Below are 18,810 nucleotides of genomic sequence, written 5' to 3'. Positions count from 1 at the left end.
CACACTCATTTCCCGTTGATTTCATCTGCGATCGATTCAATCAATTGTCCTTGAATCGCTATGCGAGCTTGCCGAACTGCATTTTTCACAGCGACAACATCGGACGAGCCGTGACATTTCACGACGAGACCGTTCAAGCCGAGCAACGGCGCTCCGCCATGCTCTTTATAATCCATCTTATTCTTCAATTGACGCAAACGGGGCATCATAATGGCTGCCGCCAGCTTTGTCAGCATCGATTGGCCGAACGCGCCTTTCAGTTCGGAGAAGATCGCGCCTGCCGTTCCTTCCATCGCCTTAAGCATAATGTTCCCCGCGAAGCCGTCGCAAACAATAACATCGCAGCTGCGCGTAAGCACATCTCTGGCCTCGACATTGCCGATGAAATGAATCGGCGCCTGCTCGAGCAGCCCATAAGCAGCCTTCGACACTTCATTGCCCTTCTTCGCTTCCGTGCCGACATTAAGCAAACCGACTCTCGGCTTATCTAAGCCATGCACTTTCGAGCGGTAAATACTTCCCATAATCGCATATTGGAGCAAATGCTCCGGCTTAGCGTCCATGTTCGCGCCCAGATCGAGCGCCAGCACGCCAAGATTGTCCATCGTCGGCATCATTGGCGCGAGCGCCGGGCGCTCGATGCCATCCATCCGGCCTACGACGAGCAATCCCGTCGCCATCAATGCGCCGGTGTTGCCTGCCGACAGCATCGCGTCGGCCTGCTTCTCGCGGACGAGCTGGCCTGCCACGACCATCGACGCCCCTTTTTTGCGACGCACCGCCTTAACAGGTTCATCATCCGGGCCGATTACCTCATCGGCATGGCATATTGTTATATTAGCCGGCTTAGTGCCGCCAATCAGCTTCTCGATTACGGTTGTGTCCCCAACGATCAGCAGCTCCGTATCCGGCCACTCCGCCGCAGCCTCCAATGCGCCTTGCACGATTAATCCCGGGGCATGGTCTCCCCCCATCGCATCAATAGCGATCCGCATGTTCGTCTCCTCCTCCACTGTTTGCAGCACCCGCGGATCTGAATATCACAAAGTTTCCTTGGAAAACCATCTCGTCGGACACGTAAGTGAACAATTCCACCTTCGCCTTATTCCTTTCGCCCGAGATTGATTTTACATAAGCCTTGGCTATACATTTCTCGCCGAGCTTAACAGGACGGATGAACCGAATGTCCGCCGTCACGGTAAGGGCGATCTCATCGTTAATAACAGCAACCGCCAGCGAGTTCGCCTGCGCGAACACATGATGACCGCGCGCGATGCCGGTTCTCGAGAACACATGCTCATCGCGGATCTCGAATACCGAGATACCGCTCTTATCAAGCTCCAGATCGACGATGTCGCCGATCACCTCGTGCAGCGGCAATGAACGAACCGAATCGTAGGAGCGCTCCGCCATAAGCTTCAATCGCTCCCGCAGCTCGGGTATGCCAAGTTCCATCCGGTCCAGCCGGATCGTCTGTATGCTTACCTTGAGCTGGCGCGTAAGCTCCCGATCGGTTATGAAAGGATTTTCTTCTATAAGTCGGGCAAGCTGCTGATGCCGCTGCCGTTTGGGCATTCGTTCGATGTCCGGCACCGCCTTTTTTTAACAGAAATTGTGACAGCATGTATCGATGACCTGATCGCAGCGCAGCTCCGCCATAGCTTGCTTGGTTTGCGATTAGTATATGTATGATGGCTGATATTATCACCAGGTACTAAATAAGAGTATATAAAAAAAACAGCGCAAGCGCAATGAAAGAGAAAAAAAACAGCACCTCATCGCATGATGAAGTGCTATTGTTGAAATCATTCTATTGGGAAATGATCTCTTTCGTTTTGTAATATCCGCAAACTTTGCATACGTGGTGAGCCAACTTCAGCTCTCCGCATTGCTCGCATTTCACCATGCCCGGTACTGCGAGCTTGAAATGCGTACGACGTTTGTCGCGGCGAGTTTTGGACGTTCTACGTTGAGGTACTGCCATATTTCCCACCTCCTTCACAAAATCAATCGAGCCGTTATTCCTTAAATAGATCCTTCAGCGCTGCAAAGCGAGGGTCGAGCTTCTCCGTCTTGCAGCTGCATGTACGCTCATTTAAGTTTTGTCCGCATTCTTGACATAGACCTTTGCAATCATCGCCGCAGAGCGGCGCGAACGGCATGAACAGCAGAAGCGCTTCTTCGAGAAAAGGCCTTAAGTCCAGTCGTTCTCCGCTTACTTCGATGAAGTCACTCTCTTCTTCTCCATCCTCGTCCTTCACTTCTTCATTCGAAGCAGGCTTGAATTGCTCGAAGAATGGAATGACCGAATGCTCACTTGTCGGATCGAGGCAACGCGAGCAAGCAAGCTCCAGATCGATGGATAGCTCTCCATCTACCGTAATAAAGCCTTCATTGCCGGTTACTTGAAGCGATACGTGAAGCGGTCCAGTACGAATAACATCTTGGCGTCCCTTGAACAGGTCGCTGACGTCCAACTGTTCGTTGATCGTCGTCTTAAGACCTTTGGACATCGTTTCTTGAATATGAAACTGCATCAGATCACCCCAAACAAACAAAGATTATTATATCTATCAGCCTACTGTTTTGTCAACATTTTCACGCGGTTTTTCGTTTGCTCTCCATGCAGCCGTGTAGGAAACGTCTCTCTATGTTATGATGAAACGACCAAGATTTAACAGAGAGAGGTTAGAGAATGCGTACGGTGGGACTCATCGTCGAATACAATCCGTTTCATAACGGTCACCATTATCATTTACAACAATCGCGCAAAATAACGGGAGCCGAAGCCGTTGTCGCCGTCATGAGCGGCAACTTCCTGCAGCGCGGCGAGCCCGCGCTCCTCGATAAGTGGTCGCGCACGCGCATGGCGCTTGAGGGCGGCTGCGACCTTGTCATCGAGCTGCCCGTCGCCTACGCCACCCATGCCGCGGAATGGTTCGCCCATGGCGCCGTCGCTCTGCTCGAGGCGACAGGCGCCGTAGACGCCTTCTGCTTCGGCACGGAGAGCGGCGAGCTGGCACCGTTGCAGCAAGCTGCCTCGCTGCTGGCGGACGAGCCTCCGGATTTCCGCGCGTCGCTGAAGCAATTGCTGGATACGGGAATCAATTATCCAACTGCTTACAGCGGTGCCGTCGCCGCTTACTTATCGGAGCAAGGTCATCCGGATACGGCTTCATTCCCGTTCGCGCAGCCCAATCATACGCTGGGACTTCATTACTTGCTTGCCTTGCGCCGTCTTGCAGGCCGCATGGAGCCATTCACCATCGCCCGCGAGAAATCGCAGTATAATGAACAGACGATCTCGGACAGCCAGATCGCCAGCGCGACCGCCATTCGCAAGCTGCTGCTCGACGAACGAAACTTGGCTCCGATTCGCTCATACGTGCCTGCGTCCACCTACCGTATCATTGAAGAGCAATGGGCGGCCGGCCATTGCCCGATCAGTTGGACCGACTTCATGAAGCCGCTGCTGCATCAGACCGTTATCCGCTCCGCGGGCGAACTGTCCGGACTGCGGGACATATCGGAAGGCCTGGAGCATCGCTTGCTCCGAACGCTCCCGGACCTAGCTTCGATGCATTTCGAGGATCTGCTGGACATGCTCAAGACGAAACGTTACACGCGTACCAGACTTCAGCGCGCGCTGCTATCCGTCTTGCTCGGACATGAGAAGTCGTCCTTCACCCCCGAGAAGCTGGCCTCCGGCGTGCAATATATTCGCGTGCTCGGCTTCACCGAGAAGGGCAAGCAGTTGCTTCGCCGTATGAAAACAACCGCTTCGCTGCCCGTGCTCCTAAGTGCCGCCCGGCCTCCCGAACCCTATCCTTACTTAGAGCTCGACACTCGGGCCAGCGCCGTCTATATGCTCGGGCGCGGGGACAGCGTTCCGTCCGAAGCGCTGTTCAGAGACTTCAAGGAAAAGCCCGTCATTCTGTAAAGGATGCGGGGTTTTCCTTCTGCACCGCTTAGCTGTTGCCGACTGCAACGCCTCGAGTCGAAGCATTGAACTGCTTTATTTTGCCAAGAGCATCCTTCAGGTTGGTTACGCCCACAACTTCCATGGCGGTGCCCAGCTGCTTCGCCTTTGCTTTTGCTTCCTTATAATTGCCCTCCGGTACGAGAAACAACTGCGCGCCCTCCCGGCTCGTTATAACGACCTTTTGCTTAATGCCGCCAATCGGACCCACCTTGCCATCCGGCGTGATCGTCCCTGTAGCCGCAATGCGGCTGCCTCCGGTCAGATCGCCTACGGTCAACAAATCAATCGATTGCAAAGCGAACACGAGACCGGCTGACGGGCCGCCTATGTCCCCGGCCTTAATCGCAAGGCGCTTGCGCGCATCGCCGGGTTCGAGCGACCTAAGCTCCGTCAATCCTGATGCGCCGAACGCGGCGGGCAACCGATCTTCGGTTAAGTTCGGTCCGAGACGAGCCGCATCCATCTCAACTTGCGCGAGGGCGCCGTCGCGCTCGATATCGATAGTTGCGACATGACTGCCTGCATCTACCCTGCGCAGCTTATCCAGCATATCAGCCGTGCTTTCGAACCGCGGGCCGCCCGCTAATCCGACCAGCTTGTCGCCTGCCTGAAATAAGCCTGCATCCTCTTCGGCCTTCACGGAAATATCGGATACGACGATAGCTTGTACTTTAAAGGCGAAAGGTAATTCCAAATAGCGGTATGCAGCCTCGACCGCATTGTTCTGCGAGCCCTCCATAATTACGGAGAGACGGTCTTGATATTGCTGCTGCGTGTAGCCCCTGAATACTTCTTTTTTCATCATGACGTCTTCGTCCTTGTCCCATGCCGAACGCAGAACGTCGAAGAAATTCGGGTCGCTTAGCTTAACCGCCGTGAGCAGGAAAGTCCCCTCCCCTTCGGCATCGCCCTGCTCTGCCGTAACCATCGGCGCCACCGGTGTCGCGATGCCGGGCTCGTAAACGACATAAGGCGTCGGGGCATACAGCAGTATCCACATCGCCGCCGCCGTAGCAACCGCGACAAGCGCAATGCGTTTTAAATCCGAAACCTGCCTGTCCAAGAAGCAAGCCCCCTCTTCCTATGTACCTTCCTCGCACAGCATGCCGGCTTTTTACGAAGCCACCTCGGCCATGCTTGGTCTATCCGCTTCCCCGTGCGCGTACTATTTATCTTAGACGAACAGATTGTCCTAGGAGTTGAACGGCAATGGTCAAAACGATACTGATCGCCATTATTTCCATATTGCTCGTCGGCACGATTATCGTACAGCCCGATACCGCCTTCCAAGCGTCGCTGCAAGGACTAACCGTCTGGTGGAACATCGTGTTTCCCGGTATTTTGCCTTTTCTGGTGCTGTTCGAGCTTATGACCGCCTTCGGACTCGCTCATGCCGCAAGCACGCTGCTTGGTCCCGTCATGCATCGGCTGTTCAAGCTGCCCGGCGAAGCCGCGCATGCCATAGCGCTTGGCTGGATGGGCGGTTACCCTGCCGGAGCGGAAGCGACCGCATCGCTGCGCAAGCAAAATAAAGTCGACCAATCGCAAGGCCAGCGTCTTCTTGCCATCGCGCATATGCCGAATCCATTGTTCATGCTCGTCGTGGTCGGCGCCGGTTTCCTGCATAAACCGATTGTCGGCATTATGATAGCGGCAGCCGTCTGGCTGTCCGCTCTCTTCCTTCTGCTTCTGCTATCCATTGCAAATATCGGATCTAGAAACAACGTGATCGAGCCTTCGCTAGATGCTGCCGCCAGCAAGCCGCAAGACGGATTCGTCAAGCAGCTCACGGGCGCTATGCAGCTAGGCAGAGAACAAGACGGCCGCAGCTTCGGCAAAGTGCTCGGCGACGCCGTGTCTTCCAGCGTGCAGAAGCTGCTTATGATCGGCGGCTTCATGATCTTCGCCTCCGTGCTCGCCAAGCTCGCGCAGCCGTTGTTCGCGCCCCTTCTGACGAAGCTGAATGCCTCGTTCATCGGCCCCGCCCTGTTCGAGAGTCACATCGGCGCCTATGCCGCCGCGATCTGGGAAACCCCCGTCGGCGGAAGCCTTATGAACGCAGCGGCTATTGCAGGGGTACTCGCTTGGAGCGGACTTGGCGGTATTTTGCAGACGGGATATACGATTGCGGGGACCGATTTGAAGCTGCTGCCTTTTGCCGCGTTCCGCATGATGCATGCAGTAGGAGCTTTTTTGCTCACGCTGCTGCTATGGAATCCAATGTCGGCTTTGCTGCGCTACGTGACGCCCCCGGGTACGTTCCCGGTGTTCAGCCCTGATCAGCCCCAAGCGGCTTGGGGTGGGCCAACCGCCATTACCGCAAGCGATATGCCTATGTTATGGTTCTATTCCATTGCAGCTAGCTTGCTTCTTCTCACTGCGTTCGCGCTGCTTCACTTTGTCTCTCCACTTTGGCGAACACGGCGCATAGGGCGCTAATGAGCAAAGTCAATGGTCATACGCCGCTATTTGCGCGCATCGTACTTCTTCCTTAATTCACGTTCCACCGCAGGAGGCACAAGCTCCTTCACTTCGCCGTCGAATTGCGCGATCTCCTTCACGATGCTTGAGCTTAGATACGAATACTTCGGATTCGTCATCATGAAGATCGTATCGATCTCGTTATCGAGCAAATGATTCGTTGAAGCAAGCTGCAGCTCATATTCGAAATCCGTTACGGACCGTATGCCGCGTATAATAACATTCGCCTGCCTCGACTTCATGAAACGAACGAGCAGATCTCGGAAGCTGTCGATCTCCACGTTGGGCAGATCCTGCGTAACCTCGGCCAGAAGCTGCTTACGCTCCTCTACGGTAAACAACGGATTTTTGCTCGTGTTGTTCAACACCGCTACAATCAAACGGTCATACAATTTAGCAGATCTGCGGATAATGTCTAAATGCCCGTAAGTAACGGGATCGAAGCTGCCTGGATATACCGCGACCCTCTCGTTGCCTATATTATTCGTTAACATCGGTATCACTCCTGTCGTCCTGGCTGTGGTATCTATATATGGACACGGCTGTATCTCCGTATTTGGCGTATTTGATTTGGTCAAAACGTTCCATCGCTTCCGGGTACCGAACCGCCTGATCATGCTCGACCACAATGACTGCCGCTTCTTCAAGCATGCCGTTCGCCGCCAGCTCGCCCATCAGCTCGTCCATCGTCGTTAGCTTGTACGGCGGATCGAGAAAAACGAGGTCGAACTTCAATTCCCGCTTCGCTAGCGCTTTCAAAGCGCGCTCCGCATCGTTGCGGTATATTTCCGCTGCGCCCCCCATACCGGCCGTCTGAATGTTCTGGCGGATAATATCGATGCTGATTTTTTCCCGGTCAATGAAAATGACACGTTCCGTGCCCCTGCTCCACGCCTCTATCCCAAGTCCTCCCGTGCCGGCGAACAGATCGAGCGCCGTTCCCCCGTCGAAATAAGGACCGATCATGCTGAATATCGCTTCCTTCACCTTGTCGGTCGTCGGCCTCGTATTCATGCCGGGCACCGCTTTCAGCGTGCGGCCTCTAGCCTCGCCCGCAATGACTCTCACTTGCAATTGCCCCCTTCTGTCTCATTCCCGCCTATCGTACCATACATTCCCTTTGTTAAGAAAGCTGTCGAATTTTATGTAAACGACCGATTTTAAGACATATCGCAATCCTCCCGCAAAATTTTTTGTCCTAAAAATGTATATTCCCCCACAAACCGGACAAGATAATGTCATCGGCGTCGCGAGATGCCGTAGACAACCGCGGAGAAGACTTACGTTTCCCCATAAGCTCTTCGTCCGGTTTCTCCTCTCCCATGAAAAGGGCGCTCTCGAAAGAGGGCGCCCGATTTTTTTGTAAAACCCTCGTTTATCAAGGATTTTATACTTAAGTACTCCCTGAATTCACATCGCAAAACTTTCAGCAAATTTTTTCTTTAGCAATTTTGATTCAGATTTAGATACACGTTCATAAAGATTAGATATGTCAGTAGCGTTATACTTTTTTATGATCCTCATATGAATGACCTCATTTTAAAACTACTGGATAACCGTATCGTTGCATAGCTATGTTGGATTCTCGCACTAACTTCGTTCGTTATCAGCAAGGTTGGTTCGGTTTGCCCATGTCATTCTGGGCGCGATCGACTTAATCGAGCAACGTTAGTTTGGCAAGACAGTCGGAGAGGCTGCTTCATCGCCCCTCTCTTCCTTCTTGCTTTTTAATAAGGATTCTCCACCTGCATAATATCCATGAACGGGATTCTCGTCGTTTCGCCCTCATACTCGACATGAACGAGCTTCGTCCTCGAATCCATCCTCACGATGATGCCGCGAGGCTGCTCCGTCCAATTCCAGACGGTGAACAGCAGTTCCGTTTCCTCCCGCTGCGCTTCGACCAGGCGCTCACCGAGCTCCTCCATTTGGAACTCGTCCCGCGTCGGCCGTTTTGGTCCTTTTGATGCCATTTTATGCCCTCCCGCTATGCGATAACCCGCTTATTATCAGTTGTTCAGAAACATTAACGTTACCATGAAAAGGCGACGGTTACCACAACGATTTTAACAAAAATGACACAATTTCTTGACATGACGATCGGCGTCTCCTTGAAAATTATCAGAATAGTTCAACGCATGGACACTGTTTTTTAAGGAAACGTTAAGATTCGGATCGTATACTAGTGCTATCAACCCCACAGTTGATCATAGAGCTAGGACAGACCCGCAGCAATGTGGGTCCTCTGCCGTTCAAATTCCGATTTCTTCGTACTCATGTCCCTTTTTGCCGCGACCCAATTGTCAAAGAAGGGAATTTACAGTAAAATGATGTATGCTTTAGCCTAACAGTTACATCTTGGGCATACGTAGGAGGACACTTTAAATGCATAACTGTGTTTGTCAACAACAGATTGAGGCGTTGAGAACAGAGATGGTTCGTGTGTTTGGAGTATCCAATAGCTTTACGGACAGCGTCGTTATACAGATAAGCCAAGAGCTCGACAAAAAGCTGATGGAGTACACCAATTGTGTCTCCAGGATCCAAAAAACAGATAATCACGATACGTTATGTTACTAAAGCGCATTTTCTTACCCGGCCGCCTCGGCCGGGTTTTATTTTCATACGCCTTGCCGCACGAACACGAAGTATTCCAGCAAACGTTGTACTTGCGAAAAGAAAAAGCATCTCCACGGCGCCGGTGCGCCGTCTGAAGATGCTTTTTCTATTCGGGCGCCCGTTATGCTTTGATTATGGCGACGCCCCACGCCGGGAGCATGACCGTGTCGCCGGCCCTGACAACGATTCCCGACAACAGTTCTACTCCGTCGCCATGCGGATAACGAATTTCCGTCTGATCGCCTGAATAGTTGAAATAATAGCGTATCTGCTTGCCCGCTTCATTGATGCCGGAACGGATAATAATAGGGAATGACAACTCCTGCGCGGTCTCCCAAACCCCAGCTTCCCGTACGGCTCCTGCCAACACTTTGCGGATAATGGCGGCGTCAGGCAAACATCCGATATAGGTCGCAGTACCGGAGCCGTATCGATTGCGCGTAATGGCCGCATATTCTCCCCACTGCTTATGGTCATACCAAGCAAGCACCTCCGCCGACCCGGGCGTCAGAAGTTCCATCCATGACTCTACTGCCGGCGATTCGCCCTCGGCTACAATCGGACCTCGCAGCCCAACTTGATCAGGAGCGATGAACATATTGTACGTGACGCCGCAAGCTTCCTGAATAATGCCGGGCTGCAGCGAATGGCGCACTTTAACGGTTTCATCGGCAAAGCCGCTTTTGAACGAATAAACGACGTGACCGCCTCTTTTCACATATTCGTTCATCCGCCGCAAGCAATTATCCGGTGCTGCATACAATGCGGGAACTATGATAAGCTTGTAACGGTCAAGATCGGCGCTGGAAGGCGAAATAAAATCGATTTCCACATTAAGCTTGTACAGCTCGTCATAGAGCGCGCGCACCACATCATTGTACAGTTTGCCGTCAGGAAGCTTGAACCATTCCATTGCCGTCAGCGCTTCATTGCTGACGAGCATCGCCACTTTGTTCGTTTTGCGCAAATTGACAAGCTCGGCGCTTAAACGCTGGAAATCGGCGCCGATCGTCTTCGCCTCATTATATACAGGGTTAGGACCAAGATCATGGCTGAGCAAGCCTTTCCAATACGTCTCGATCGAATTGTGAATGGAATGCCAATGCCAATAAGCGACCATATTCGCTCCCGAAGCCAAATGGCTGAACGCCAACTGGCGAAGCTGGCCTGGATAGGGCGTCCAGTTAGGGAATGCTTGCGCTTGCGTTTCTAACACCAGGTAGTTGCTATGCTTGAGAGAACGCGTCATATCCCCGCCGAAGGCGATTTCAATTCCCGTCAGCTTATCCTGCGATGGATGATAAATGTCCACGCCCGCGATATCGAACGGCTCCGACGCCGCAAAATGGTCCACCGACGGCTGGACGCCAAACGAATGGCCGCGCCATTCAAAATCGAAGTTTTGCGTGACGAATTGCCCGAGCCGCTTGTATTCATTGACGAGCGACACCTGCCATGCCAGAAATTCGTTAACGAGCAGGCGCTGAAACTTGGCGAATTCGGCTCCGAGGCTGCCGTTAATCGTGCCAACCACGGAAGGGAAGTCCTCCCAGCTGTTAATCCGATTGCTCCAATAGTCCAGTCCGAAGCGTTTGTTGATTGCATCGAGATCGCCGTAAGTATCGCGCATGTATTTAACGAACCGAAGCTGGACATTCGCGCCTGCCGTGTCGTAATGCTTCGTTTCATTGTCCATCTGATAGCCGATTACGGCGGGATGGGCGGCAACGCGCGAAATGAGCTTGCGAATGATGCGCTCCGCGTAGAACAAATAGGTTGGATTCGTAATGTCCATAATTTGCCTTGCTCCGTATTTGCCTGGTCCGCGCGGCGTCTCTGCCAGTACCTCCGGATGCTCCTTGACCATCCAGGTCGGAACCGCATAAGTCGGCGTTCCAACGATAACATGAATGCCAGCATCGTGCATCGCATCCAGCACGCGGTCGACCGAACTGAAATCAAACACCCCGTTTTGCGGCTCATGCGTGCTCCAGGTAGACTCGGCGATGCGGACTACATTAATGCCCGCTTCCTTCATCATCCGGATGTCCTCGGCAAGCCTTTCGTAAGGCATGTATTCATCGTAATAAGCAACGCCGTACAATAATTTATCCAATCGGACTCGCTCCTTTGGTTAGCCTTTGACCGCGCCTTCGGCAATGCCGTGCATAATAAAGCGCTGGAAGAACGCATAGATAATGATGACCGGGATAGCTGTCAGCACGAGGGCGGACAAAATTAACGACCAGTCCTTGTTGTATTCGCCGAACAGCGTATTCGTAGACAAAATAAGCGTAAAGTCCGCCGAGTCCGTCAGCATCAGCAGCGGCAGCAGGAAGTCGTTCCAGATCCAGAGAAAATCGAGAATGGCGATCGTAACCGTAATCGGCACAAGCAACGGAAAAATAATTCGGAAAAACGTCTGGTATTCGTTGCAGCCATCCATTTGCGCCGCTTCCTCCAGCTCGCGGGGAATCGATTTCACGAAGCCGTGGTAGAGGAATATCGCCATATTGACGCCGAGTCCGATATAAACAACCGCCAGACCGTAGGTGCTGCCTTGCACGGATAACGTTTTGGCCATCCTGGTGAGCGGAATCATAATCGAATGGAACGGAACAAGCATGGACGCGATGAACAGAAAGAATATAATCTGGCTCAGCAATTCGCTCGTTCGCGATAGTTTATAGCCGGCAAGCGAGGCGCATAACACGATGCCGCCGATGCCCAGAACCGAAATGACGACCGAATTGAATGTGCTGCCTAACAAGTTGATTTTATCAAAAGCCTGCGCATAGTTGTCAAAGCTAATTTGGGTTGGCAGAGAAATAAACGAGCGGAACATATCTCCCTGCGTCTTGAACGAGTTGATAATGGCCAAATAAATAGGGAAGAAGGAGATAGCAGCGGCGATTGCGAGCAGAATGCCAACGAGCAGCGATGTCGATTTTTTCTGTCTCATGCCTCCACCTCCCGTTTTTTCATAACCTGAATTTGTATGAATGTGAAAATCAGAATGATCATGAACAAAATAACGGATTTGGCGCTTGCATAACCGTAGCGGAAATTGTTCGAGAACGCCTCCTCGTAAATATTCATCGTAATGACTTGCGTGCTTCGGCCCGGACCGCCGCCAGTAAGACCGTATACCGCCTCGAATACTTTGAACGCGCCGTTAAGCGTCAAGAAGAAACAAATCGTGATGGCGTGCGTAATCATCGGCAGAGTGACGTTGCGGAACGTCTGGAATGGCGTTGCTCCGTCGATAACGGACGCCTCCCTTAAGCTTTGCGGAACGCCTTGCAATCCCGCCAAATAAATAATCATCATATAACCTACGCCGTTCCACAAGGATACGATAAGAATGGAGAAAAACGATACGTCCGGATTGCCGATCCAGGATTGGCCGAAAAAGGCGATGCCCGTTTTCTCCGCCAATTGCGGCAGCACCTGCGCGAACACGAAGGTCCACATAAACGCGCTAATAATCGTACTGATCATATTCGGCATAAAGAAGATCGTACGGAAAAATCCTTTGCTGCGCGCCCGAGTCTCGATGAGTACGGCGAGTCCAAGCGCGAACACATTTTGCAGAACGACCATAAACAATACGTATTTAAGCGTGAAGAGCAGCGAATGTATAAAGTCAGGATCCTCTTTAAGCGCTTCCACGAAATTTCCAAGTCCAATGAAATCGTAGTCCGGATTCAGCCCGTTCCAATCGGTAAAGCTGTAGAACATCCCGCCGATCGTCGGGATTAATAGGAAAGCGGCATACAAAACAAATGCTGGCGCGATAAACGATATAAATATTGCATATTTTCGAAAGCCTTTGGCGAGCATCGGTTACGCCCCCTCCCTATGATAATCTGTCAGCGTATCGGCCAGACCGGGAGCTTGCGCTCCCGCCATGCCCGGATATCCGTTTTTATTTATTTACTTTATTGAACGATTTCCACGCTTTATCAAGCGCCGTAATGACATCGTCTTGAGAAATTTGTCCGGCATAATACGATTGCAGCCCTTTTCCTACCTCATCCTTGACCGCTTGCGGAATAGCAGGATCCTGATACGATTTGCCCTCTTTCACGTAATCGGTAGCATCGTTCACCCATGGATAGCTGTCATACGTATGAACCGTTGCAATCGGATTAAACTTCAAAGCTTGGAAGAAATCGTTGGAAGCCTGGTCATCCAATACATAATTGATGAAATCGAGAGCCACCTCTTTGTTTTTGCTCGTTTTGGAAACCGCTAGAGAAGTGGAAGCGCTCAAGTTAATCATCGTCGCTTTTTCGTTATCGTTTATTGGCAGGGGAGCTACGCCGAATTCGATGTCAGGGTTGGATTTGAGAATCGTTTCCGCATACCAAGGACCTTGCAGCCACATAGCCGCTTTGCCTGCCGCGAATGCCGCCGCTCCATCGTCCGCGCCAACCTCCGTAGCACGCTCCGTTCCATTGCTGTTGATCAGGTCGAATACGTCGAACATTGCCGATTTGATCTCTGTAAAAGAGCCTTCATCCTTGTTCATCCGCTCAATGAAATCCGGATTTTCGGTATTGATCATCGCACCGGCCGCGAGAGGAAGAATCAATTGCGGAACCCATGCTTCCTTATAGGCCAATTCAAACGGCGTAATTTTGTTATCCTTCAGCTTCTCGACAACCGCTTTCATTTCTGTCAGCGTAGCCGGAGGCGTTAGCCCGAGATCGCCGAAAATCTTTTTGTTGTACAGGTAACCCCAAGACAACGTTTCCAGCGGAACAGCCACGACCTTGCCGTCCGTTGTCGTTACCGCAGGCTTGACGCTGTCAAGCAGCTTGCCTACGAAAGGCTGATCGGTTAAATCCTCCAGGTAGCCCGCTTTATAATACGTCGGAATTTCATTGATCGCATGCAGCGCGAAAATATCCGGAGCGTCGTTGGATGCAAGACGCGTTTTCAATATTTGGGCTGCATTGTCGGCTGTAGGCATTTCAAGCTGTACCGACACCTCGATGTTCTTGTCGGCCTTTTGTTTGGCAACAAAATCATTGATGAATTTGTCGTAATGCTCCTTAAGCCGCGGCTGCGCAATAAACAGTTTGAGTTTGACGCTCTTCGCTTCGCCGCCTGACGTTCCTTCCGACTCGCTATTGCTGCCCTCATTACTTCCGCAGCCTGCCAGAAGCGTGACCGCAAGCGCGGTAATCAGCATGCCTTTTACCGTTTTTCTCATCTGTAGCGACCTCCCAATAATCGTCTTGTTTTGTTTACGTGTTTAGTGTAACTGAATGATGAAAGCGTTTAATTGGACGGAATTATGCTTTTTGATTGGACAATTTTAAACCTCGCTGTTTTTGCGCATTTCGCCCGGAGCGATGCCGAAGTGCTTTTTGAATACCCGGTAGAAATAAGTCACGTCCTCATAACCCGCCATTTCCGCGATTGCTTTAATCGGAATGCTTTCGTCAAGCAGCCATTCCTTCGCCTTCACCATCCGTAAATTCAGCAAATAGTCGGTAATGTTTTGCCTATATTCCTGCTTGAACGATTTGCTTAAGTATTCCTTGCTCACATAGAAGCTTCGTGCGAGCTGCTCAAGCGTAATCGGCTCCGCATAATGAGTGTCCATAAATTTACGAACTTCCTCCAGGTTAAGCTTGTTCTTGAATTTCCGCATATTGATCAATTGATCAAGCATATGCCCATAACACACGCGCAAAAAGGCCGTCGTCCCGCCAGGCGACGCGAACGTGCTGGATTCATAAGAAAACTTCAGGCTGTCCGCGCTCTGTGAATTGACATCCATCAGTTCCTTAAGCAACAGCAGCAGCTCTTGCGCAACCTGCTCCAGCTTAGATGATTTCATGACCGCTTTCGCAACTTTCGAATCCAGCTCTGCCCGCAGTTGGTTCAGCACCGTCTCGACCCCTTCATGGTTAAGCTCGTTGTAATAGCTGCGCAGCCGAGACTTGAAAGGGGACAGCAGGTACGATACGTCGACGTCTAGTCCCAGAACGTCCAAACTCATCTGTGCCCCTTCCACCTGTTCCTTGCATTTAAGCAGCGCCGCATTGAGCTCTGCCGGATCCACCGGCTTCAGCAAATAATCGACAGCTTGAAAACGCACCGCATGCTTCGCATATTGAAAATCATCGTAGCCGCTGACCACAACCGATTTGATGTCGGGAAATCGCTTGTTAAGCACCTCAAGCAATCTTACGCCGTCGACGCCGGGCATGCGCATATCCGTAATAACCACCTGCGGCTCAAGCTCCTCGACGAGCTTCAACGCCTCCATGCCGTCATCCGCTTCTCCGATAATCACCATGTTTAGCGAATCCCAATCGCCGAACGTCTTCACGATATCCCGTGTCCAGGCCTCATCGTCTACGAGCAGCACTTTAATACGATCATTCAAGACCAACACCCCCGCCAAGTGGCATGCTTACCGTTACCGTCGTACCTATTCCGGGCTCGCTATTAATCCCGATATGGCCTTCCTTGCCAAAATGCAGCCTGATTCGCGATGCGACATTCTGAATGCCGATCCGGCTTCCGCCCGTCCATGGTTGTCCGCTATGTCCGTTCAACCTGCTCCTGACAAGAGCCAGCCGATCCGCGCTCATTCCGACGCCATTATCCTTGATGCGGATAAACACGGCGCTCTCTTCCTTGTAGACGTCGACATTTAACTGCCAGTCTCCCATTTTCGTATCCAGCCCATGGAAAAAAGCATTTTCGACAATAGGCTGCAACGTAAGCTTAGGAATGGAACACGCAAGCGCCGACTCATCCTGCTGCACCTTATATTGGAGCCGTGCGCCGAAGCGCTGCCGTTGAATTTTCATATAATTGTCGAGATGATCCATTTCGGATTTCAACGTTGCCAGTTGATCCGGATCGCGAATGACGTACCTGAACATTTCGCTAAGCGAACGAATCACGGCATAACATTCCGCGGGCTGCTTGGTGAATAGCATGCTGCCGATCATTTGCAGCGTATTTTGCAGGAAATGCGGATTAATCTGGGCCTGCAGCGCTTTAAGCTCCGCCGTTTTTTTCTCCAGCGTAATGCTATATTCGTTCTTAATATGCTCCTTGATTCGCAGCGACATGTTGTTCAGCTTCGTCTCAAGCAAACCGATCTCGTCCACCCGATTGCTAATGGGAACTTCCGTCTCCCGTATAAGCCCCAGCCCTTGCATCGACCTTGCCAACGATACGATAGGGGTAGCCAAACGCCAAGCGAGAAATACGGCCATGACGATCGCTGCGATGGCGGAAATGGTTCCGACGATGAAACCGAATCGCATCGTCGCAAGCGCGCTTGCGTTAATCGTACTTCTCGGAATGATGTTGACGAGGCGCAGGCCGACGGGATCGATCGTATTGTAGAACACATATTCATCATCCGTACTGAAATAGCCTTGCCCCTGATCCATTTGCCGAATGCGCTCCAACGAGGGTTCCGGCACGTTATGCTCGCCCGGCAAGTAGAGCGCCTTCCCATCCCCGCCGACAATAAGCACCTGCTGCCGATCGCCGCGTCCGAGCAAATCAAGCGTCTGATCGAACATCGACCAGCGAATCCGCAAGGATATATAGCCAAGCCTATCCTGATTCTCGAAGCGGTTAATGCTTCTGATCAACTGGAATTGATCGGGCCGCGCTTCGTCTGTCCGCACCATAAAGTCCTGGTTGTTATCCGCCATAGTCCGGAACGGCTCCGGCTGGATAGATACCGATTCGATATCGTTTTGCGAGGCGTTAATGACAAACATCTTCTTCGGCTCGGCCAAATACATCTCCACTCCGATGACCTGATTACCCGCGGAATAGAACATATTGTTCAACGTCTCGATCAGGTTCTTCTGTATGGTGAATTGCGTTGACGGGCTGCCCTCTTCCACATTCGCCAAATAATCGCTAAGATGGGGACTGATGAGGGTACTATAGATCAAATTGTTCAACTGCGCGAACTGATCGCCGACGTATATGCCCGTCCATTTCATATTGGATTGGTTGGTCGCTATCACTTCCGTTTCCATCGATTGACGGCTGTTGTCGGCAGCAAGCCCCGTTATGGCGGCAATCGGGACGATCGCCAACAAAATCATCGTCAGGATCAGCTTGTTCCTGATGCTGCGTTTGAACGGCTCGACCAGTTTGTTCCCTATTTTTTTTATCATTTGGCATCGCCCCCTATTTTGCAACCATTATAGCCTTGAAGAAGGACCGCTCAAAAGGTTAAATCAAAAAGCACGAACGCCCTGCAGTTGATGAGGGCGTTCGTGTAATAAGGCCGGTTAGCCAGGCCATACGATCGTATGGAACGATTCAGGTTCCAGTCGGAAGCTATATACCACGGAACCGCATGACAGTCGCAGCTCCTTTTCCTCCGGATATGGATTGCTCAGTACGATAATCTTCGTTCCGTCCGGCTTCAGGAAGGCGGATGCATGCCCCGACCACGGACCTTGCAGGCCGATTCGGATATCGCCGGGGGATACGAAATGCGCATAATGCTTCATCACGTAATATTCCGGATTTCGGACGTATTGCCGCGTCGCGGGATCGACGGTAACCATCGCATTTTGCTCCCAGCCCCACGTGCTTCTGCCCTTCGGCTCCAACACCATATTCCAGTATACATACGCATGAACGCCGTTAAACAAATAATGCTGGTACAAGCTAAAAATATATTTGGCATAAAACCAGGTGTTCTCGCCGTCGCCGCATTCGTTCTCGGTCTGCATATAGCGCAGCTCCGGGTAGCTTTGCACGGCCCGCTGAATGCCGTACTTGCCCGCCCATTGATAGCCGACGCCTTTGATATATTTATACGCTTCCGGGTCTCCAAGCACAGTTCCCGCATAGCCATCAAAGTCGGTCGCCTTTTTCTTCAGCCACTCGTCCCACGCTTCGGGCGCATTGATCGTGCCCAGCCAAATTTCCGTATCCAGACCATGCCGCTCGAAGGCAGGACCCAAATAATCGCGAATAAATTCCCGCAATTGCTGCCCGGTCCATACGCAGGACGGGAACTTCTGATCGGCAACCACTTCATTCTGCACGTGCACCTGATGTATCGTAATGCCTTCCTCGGCATAGGCTTGTACGAATTTGACAAAATACAGGGCGTACGCCTCCAAAATGTCCTTCTCCCAGCGCAGCGTGCCGTAATTGTACGCCTTCGGAAACTTCATCCAAGTCGGCGGACTCCATGGAGATGCGAACAATACGAGCTCAGGATTCAGCTTTAGCGCTTCTTTAATATATGGAATCAAATGCTTTCGATCGCGCTCGACAGAAAAATGCTCCATCGCCGTATCGCCGTCGGTTTCGTTATGGCTGTACCAGTCCAGCGCGTAGTCGCTGGCTCCGATCGGCAATCTGCACACGCTGAGCCTATGCTCGCCCTCCGGATGGAACAGACCGTGCATCACCTGATCGCGTTCCTCTGCCGGCAAGCGGCCAAGCGCCACATGGCCAAGCTCGTTAAAGCAGCCGCCGAATCCTTCGAACGTCTGGTGCTCGCGATCCGTTATCGTTAAATTCGCTGTTGCGGTTGTTGCGGCCGTTGCGGCTGTTGCCGTGACAGCCGCCTGCTCCAGCCAACGGCGCTGCTCCGTGCTTGCAATCCAGCGAAGCTTATGTTCGTTCATGACCGTAGTCCTCCCTCGTTTCGGTTAAGCACTCCCTAAGTTTAGTGTAATGGGGCTCAATTGGTTGCGATTACA

Annotated in this window: 18 protein-coding genes; 3 read left to right on the top strand and 15 right to left on the bottom strand. The window is 51.9% G+C overall.

Annotation, left to right across the window (positions count from 1 at the left end; genetic code table 11):
- Positions 1-5: 5 nt before the first annotated feature.
- The 4 genes from plsX to J2T14_RS08705 form a co-directional block, all read right to left on the bottom strand.
- A complete protein-coding gene (plsX, locus tag J2T14_RS08720; protein WP_307469887.1) occupies positions 6-995 on the bottom strand; it encodes a phosphate acyltransferase PlsX in 990 nt (329 codons plus the stop codon).
- The gene (gene fapR / locus J2T14_RS08715; protein WP_307469884.1) at positions 979-1,575 is read right to left on the bottom strand and encodes a transcription factor FapR; all 597 of its coding nucleotides are present in this window, start codon (positions 1,573-1,575) and stop codon (positions 979-981) included. The genes plsX and fapR overlap by 17 nt, the downstream gene beginning before the upstream one ends.
- Positions 1,576-1,810: 235 nt before the next feature.
- Positions 1,811-1,984: a 50S ribosomal protein L32 gene (gene rpmF / locus J2T14_RS08710; protein WP_006036546.1), complete on the bottom strand. Its 174-nt coding sequence runs from the start codon at positions 1,982-1,984 to the stop codon at positions 1,811-1,813.
- Between the two features lie 34 nt (positions 1,985-2,018).
- On the bottom strand, positions 2,019-2,537 hold the full coding sequence (locus J2T14_RS08705) for a YceD family protein (RefSeq protein ID WP_307469882.1): 519 nt from the start codon (positions 2,535-2,537) through the stop codon (positions 2,019-2,021).
- A 158-nt stretch (positions 2,538-2,695) separates the two neighbouring features.
- Here J2T14_RS08705 and J2T14_RS08700 point away from each other — a divergent pair, with 158 nt between their 5' ends.
- On the top strand, positions 2,696-3,940 hold the full coding sequence (locus tag J2T14_RS08700; RefSeq protein ID WP_307469879.1) for a nucleotidyltransferase: 1,245 nt from the start codon (positions 2,696-2,698) through the stop codon (positions 3,938-3,940).
- Between the two features lie 28 nt (positions 3,941-3,968).
- Here J2T14_RS08700 and J2T14_RS08695 read toward each other — a convergent pair whose 3' ends face one another.
- The gene (locus J2T14_RS08695; RefSeq protein ID WP_307469876.1) at positions 3,969-5,045 is read right to left on the bottom strand and encodes a S16 family serine protease; all 1,077 of its coding nucleotides are present in this window, start codon (positions 5,043-5,045) and stop codon (positions 3,969-3,971) included.
- A gap of 146 nt (positions 5,046-5,191) precedes the next feature.
- Between J2T14_RS08695 and J2T14_RS08690 the strand changes: the two genes are divergently transcribed.
- Positions 5,192-6,421, top strand: a complete 1,230-nt coding sequence (locus J2T14_RS08690) for a nucleoside recognition domain-containing protein (protein ID WP_307469873.1) — start codon at positions 5,192-5,194, stop codon at positions 6,419-6,421.
- Positions 6,422-6,447: 26 nt separating this feature from the next.
- Here J2T14_RS08690 and coaD read toward each other — a convergent pair whose 3' ends face one another.
- From coaD to J2T14_RS08675, 3 genes are all read right to left on the bottom strand, one after another.
- Positions 6,448-6,957: a pantetheine-phosphate adenylyltransferase gene (gene coaD / locus J2T14_RS08685; protein WP_307469871.1), complete on the bottom strand. Its 510-nt coding sequence runs from the start codon at positions 6,955-6,957 to the stop codon at positions 6,448-6,450.
- Positions 6,944-7,531 (bottom strand): 16S rRNA (guanine(966)-N(2))-methyltransferase RsmD, encoded by a 588-nt coding sequence (rsmD, locus tag J2T14_RS08680; protein WP_307469868.1) that lies wholly within the window; start codon positions 7,529-7,531, stop codon positions 6,944-6,946. Before rsmD ends, coaD begins: the two co-directional genes overlap by 14 nt.
- A gap of 659 nt (positions 7,532-8,190) precedes the next feature.
- Entirely contained in the window at positions 8,191-8,436 is a 246-nt protein-coding gene (locus tag J2T14_RS08675) for a YolD-like family protein (protein WP_307203979.1), read from the bottom strand.
- 412 nt (positions 8,437-8,848) lie between these two features.
- On the opposite strand from J2T14_RS08675, the gene J2T14_RS30825 reads away from it, so the two are divergent.
- Positions 8,849-9,043 carry an aspartyl-phosphate phosphatase Spo0E family protein gene (locus tag J2T14_RS30825; protein WP_373458119.1) on the top strand — a complete coding sequence of 65 codons (195 nt, stop codon included), beginning with the start codon at positions 8,849-8,851 and terminating at the stop codon, positions 9,041-9,043.
- Positions 9,044-9,203: 160 nt separating this feature from the next.
- On the opposite strand, the gene J2T14_RS08670 is transcribed toward J2T14_RS30825, so the two are convergent.
- The 7 genes from J2T14_RS08670 to J2T14_RS08640 all read right to left on the bottom strand — a co-directional run bounded on the left by J2T14_RS08670 (position 9,204) and on the right by J2T14_RS08640 (position 18,735).
- A complete protein-coding gene (locus tag J2T14_RS08670) occupies positions 9,204-11,198 on the bottom strand; it encodes a beta-galactosidase (protein WP_307469865.1) in 1,995 nt (664 codons plus the stop codon).
- A gap of 18 nt (positions 11,199-11,216) precedes the next feature.
- The gene (locus tag J2T14_RS08665; protein ID WP_307469863.1) at positions 11,217-12,044 is read right to left on the bottom strand and encodes a carbohydrate ABC transporter permease; all 828 of its coding nucleotides are present in this window, start codon (positions 12,042-12,044) and stop codon (positions 11,217-11,219) included.
- Positions 12,041-12,925 carry a carbohydrate ABC transporter permease gene (locus tag J2T14_RS08660; protein ID WP_307469860.1) on the bottom strand — a complete coding sequence of 295 codons (885 nt, stop codon included), beginning with the start codon at positions 12,923-12,925 and terminating at the stop codon, positions 12,041-12,043. Before J2T14_RS08660 ends, J2T14_RS08665 begins: the two co-directional genes overlap by 4 nt.
- A gap of 85 nt (positions 12,926-13,010) precedes the next feature.
- Complete coding sequence (locus tag J2T14_RS08655; protein ID WP_307469857.1) at positions 13,011-14,303, bottom strand: ABC transporter substrate-binding protein; 1,293 nt, start codon at positions 14,301-14,303, stop codon at positions 13,011-13,013.
- A 105-nt stretch (positions 14,304-14,408) separates the two neighbouring features.
- Entirely contained in the window at positions 14,409-15,488 is a 1,080-nt protein-coding gene (locus J2T14_RS08650; RefSeq protein WP_307469853.1) for a response regulator transcription factor, read from the bottom strand.
- A complete protein-coding gene (locus J2T14_RS08645) occupies positions 15,481-17,259 on the bottom strand; it encodes a sensor histidine kinase (RefSeq protein WP_307469850.1) in 1,779 nt (592 codons plus the stop codon). The genes J2T14_RS08650 and J2T14_RS08645 overlap by 8 nt, the downstream gene beginning before the upstream one ends.
- Before the next feature lie 117 nt (positions 17,260-17,376).
- Positions 17,377-18,735, bottom strand: a complete 1,359-nt coding sequence (locus J2T14_RS08640; protein ID WP_307469847.1) for a glycoside hydrolase family 30 protein — start codon at positions 18,733-18,735, stop codon at positions 17,377-17,379.
- Between the last annotated feature and the right edge of the window lie 75 nt (positions 18,736-18,810).

The organism is Paenibacillus harenae (assembly GCF_030812415.1).
Taxonomy (GTDB): Bacteria; Bacillota; Bacilli; order Paenibacillales; family Paenibacillaceae; genus Pristimantibacillus; species Pristimantibacillus harenae_A.
This window is presented reverse-complemented; position numbering and strand designations above follow the sequence as displayed.

Excerpts from the sequence above, each read along its gene's own strand:
- plsX (WP_307469887.1), bottom strand. The coding sequence starts at position 995 with ATGCGGATCGCTATTGATGCGATGGGGGGAGACCATGCCCCGGGATTA.
- fapR (WP_307469884.1), bottom strand. The coding sequence starts at position 1,575 with ATGCCCAAACGGCAGCGGCATCAGCAGCTTGCCCGACTTATAGAAGAA.
- rpmF (WP_006036546.1), bottom strand. The coding sequence starts at position 1,984 with ATGGCAGTACCTCAACGTAGAACGTCCAAAACTCGCCGCGACAAACGT.
- J2T14_RS08705 (WP_307469882.1), bottom strand. The coding sequence starts at position 2,537 with ATGCAGTTTCATATTCAAGAAACGATGTCCAAAGGTCTTAAGACGACG.
- J2T14_RS08700 (WP_307469879.1), top strand. The coding sequence starts at position 2,696 with ATGCGTACGGTGGGACTCATCGTCGAATACAATCCGTTTCATAACGGT.
- J2T14_RS08690 (WP_307469873.1), top strand. The coding sequence starts at position 5,192 with ATGGTCAAAACGATACTGATCGCCATTATTTCCATATTGCTCGTCGGC.
- coaD (WP_307469871.1), bottom strand. The coding sequence starts at position 6,957 with ATGTTAACGAATAATATAGGCAACGAGAGGGTCGCGGTATATCCAGGC.
- J2T14_RS08675 (WP_307203979.1), bottom strand. The coding sequence starts at position 8,436 with ATGGCATCAAAAGGACCAAAACGGCCGACGCGGGACGAGTTCCAAATG.
- J2T14_RS30825 (WP_373458119.1), top strand. The coding sequence starts at position 8,849 with ATGCATAACTGTGTTTGTCAACAACAGATTGAGGCGTTGAGAACAGAG.
- J2T14_RS08665 (WP_307469863.1), bottom strand. The coding sequence starts at position 12,044 with ATGAGACAGAAAAAATCGACATCGCTGCTCGTTGGCATTCTGCTCGCA.
- J2T14_RS08660 (WP_307469860.1), bottom strand. The coding sequence starts at position 12,925 with ATGCTCGCCAAAGGCTTTCGAAAATATGCAATATTTATATCGTTTATC.
- J2T14_RS08655 (WP_307469857.1), bottom strand. The coding sequence starts at position 14,303 with ATGAGAAAAACGGTAAAAGGCATGCTGATTACCGCGCTTGCGGTCACG.
- J2T14_RS08645 (WP_307469850.1), bottom strand. The coding sequence starts at position 17,259 with ATGATAAAAAAAATAGGGAACAAACTGGTCGAGCCGTTCAAACGCAGC.
- J2T14_RS08640 (WP_307469847.1), bottom strand. The coding sequence starts at position 18,735 with ATGAACGAACATAAGCTTCGCTGGATTGCAAGCACGGAGCAGCGCCGT.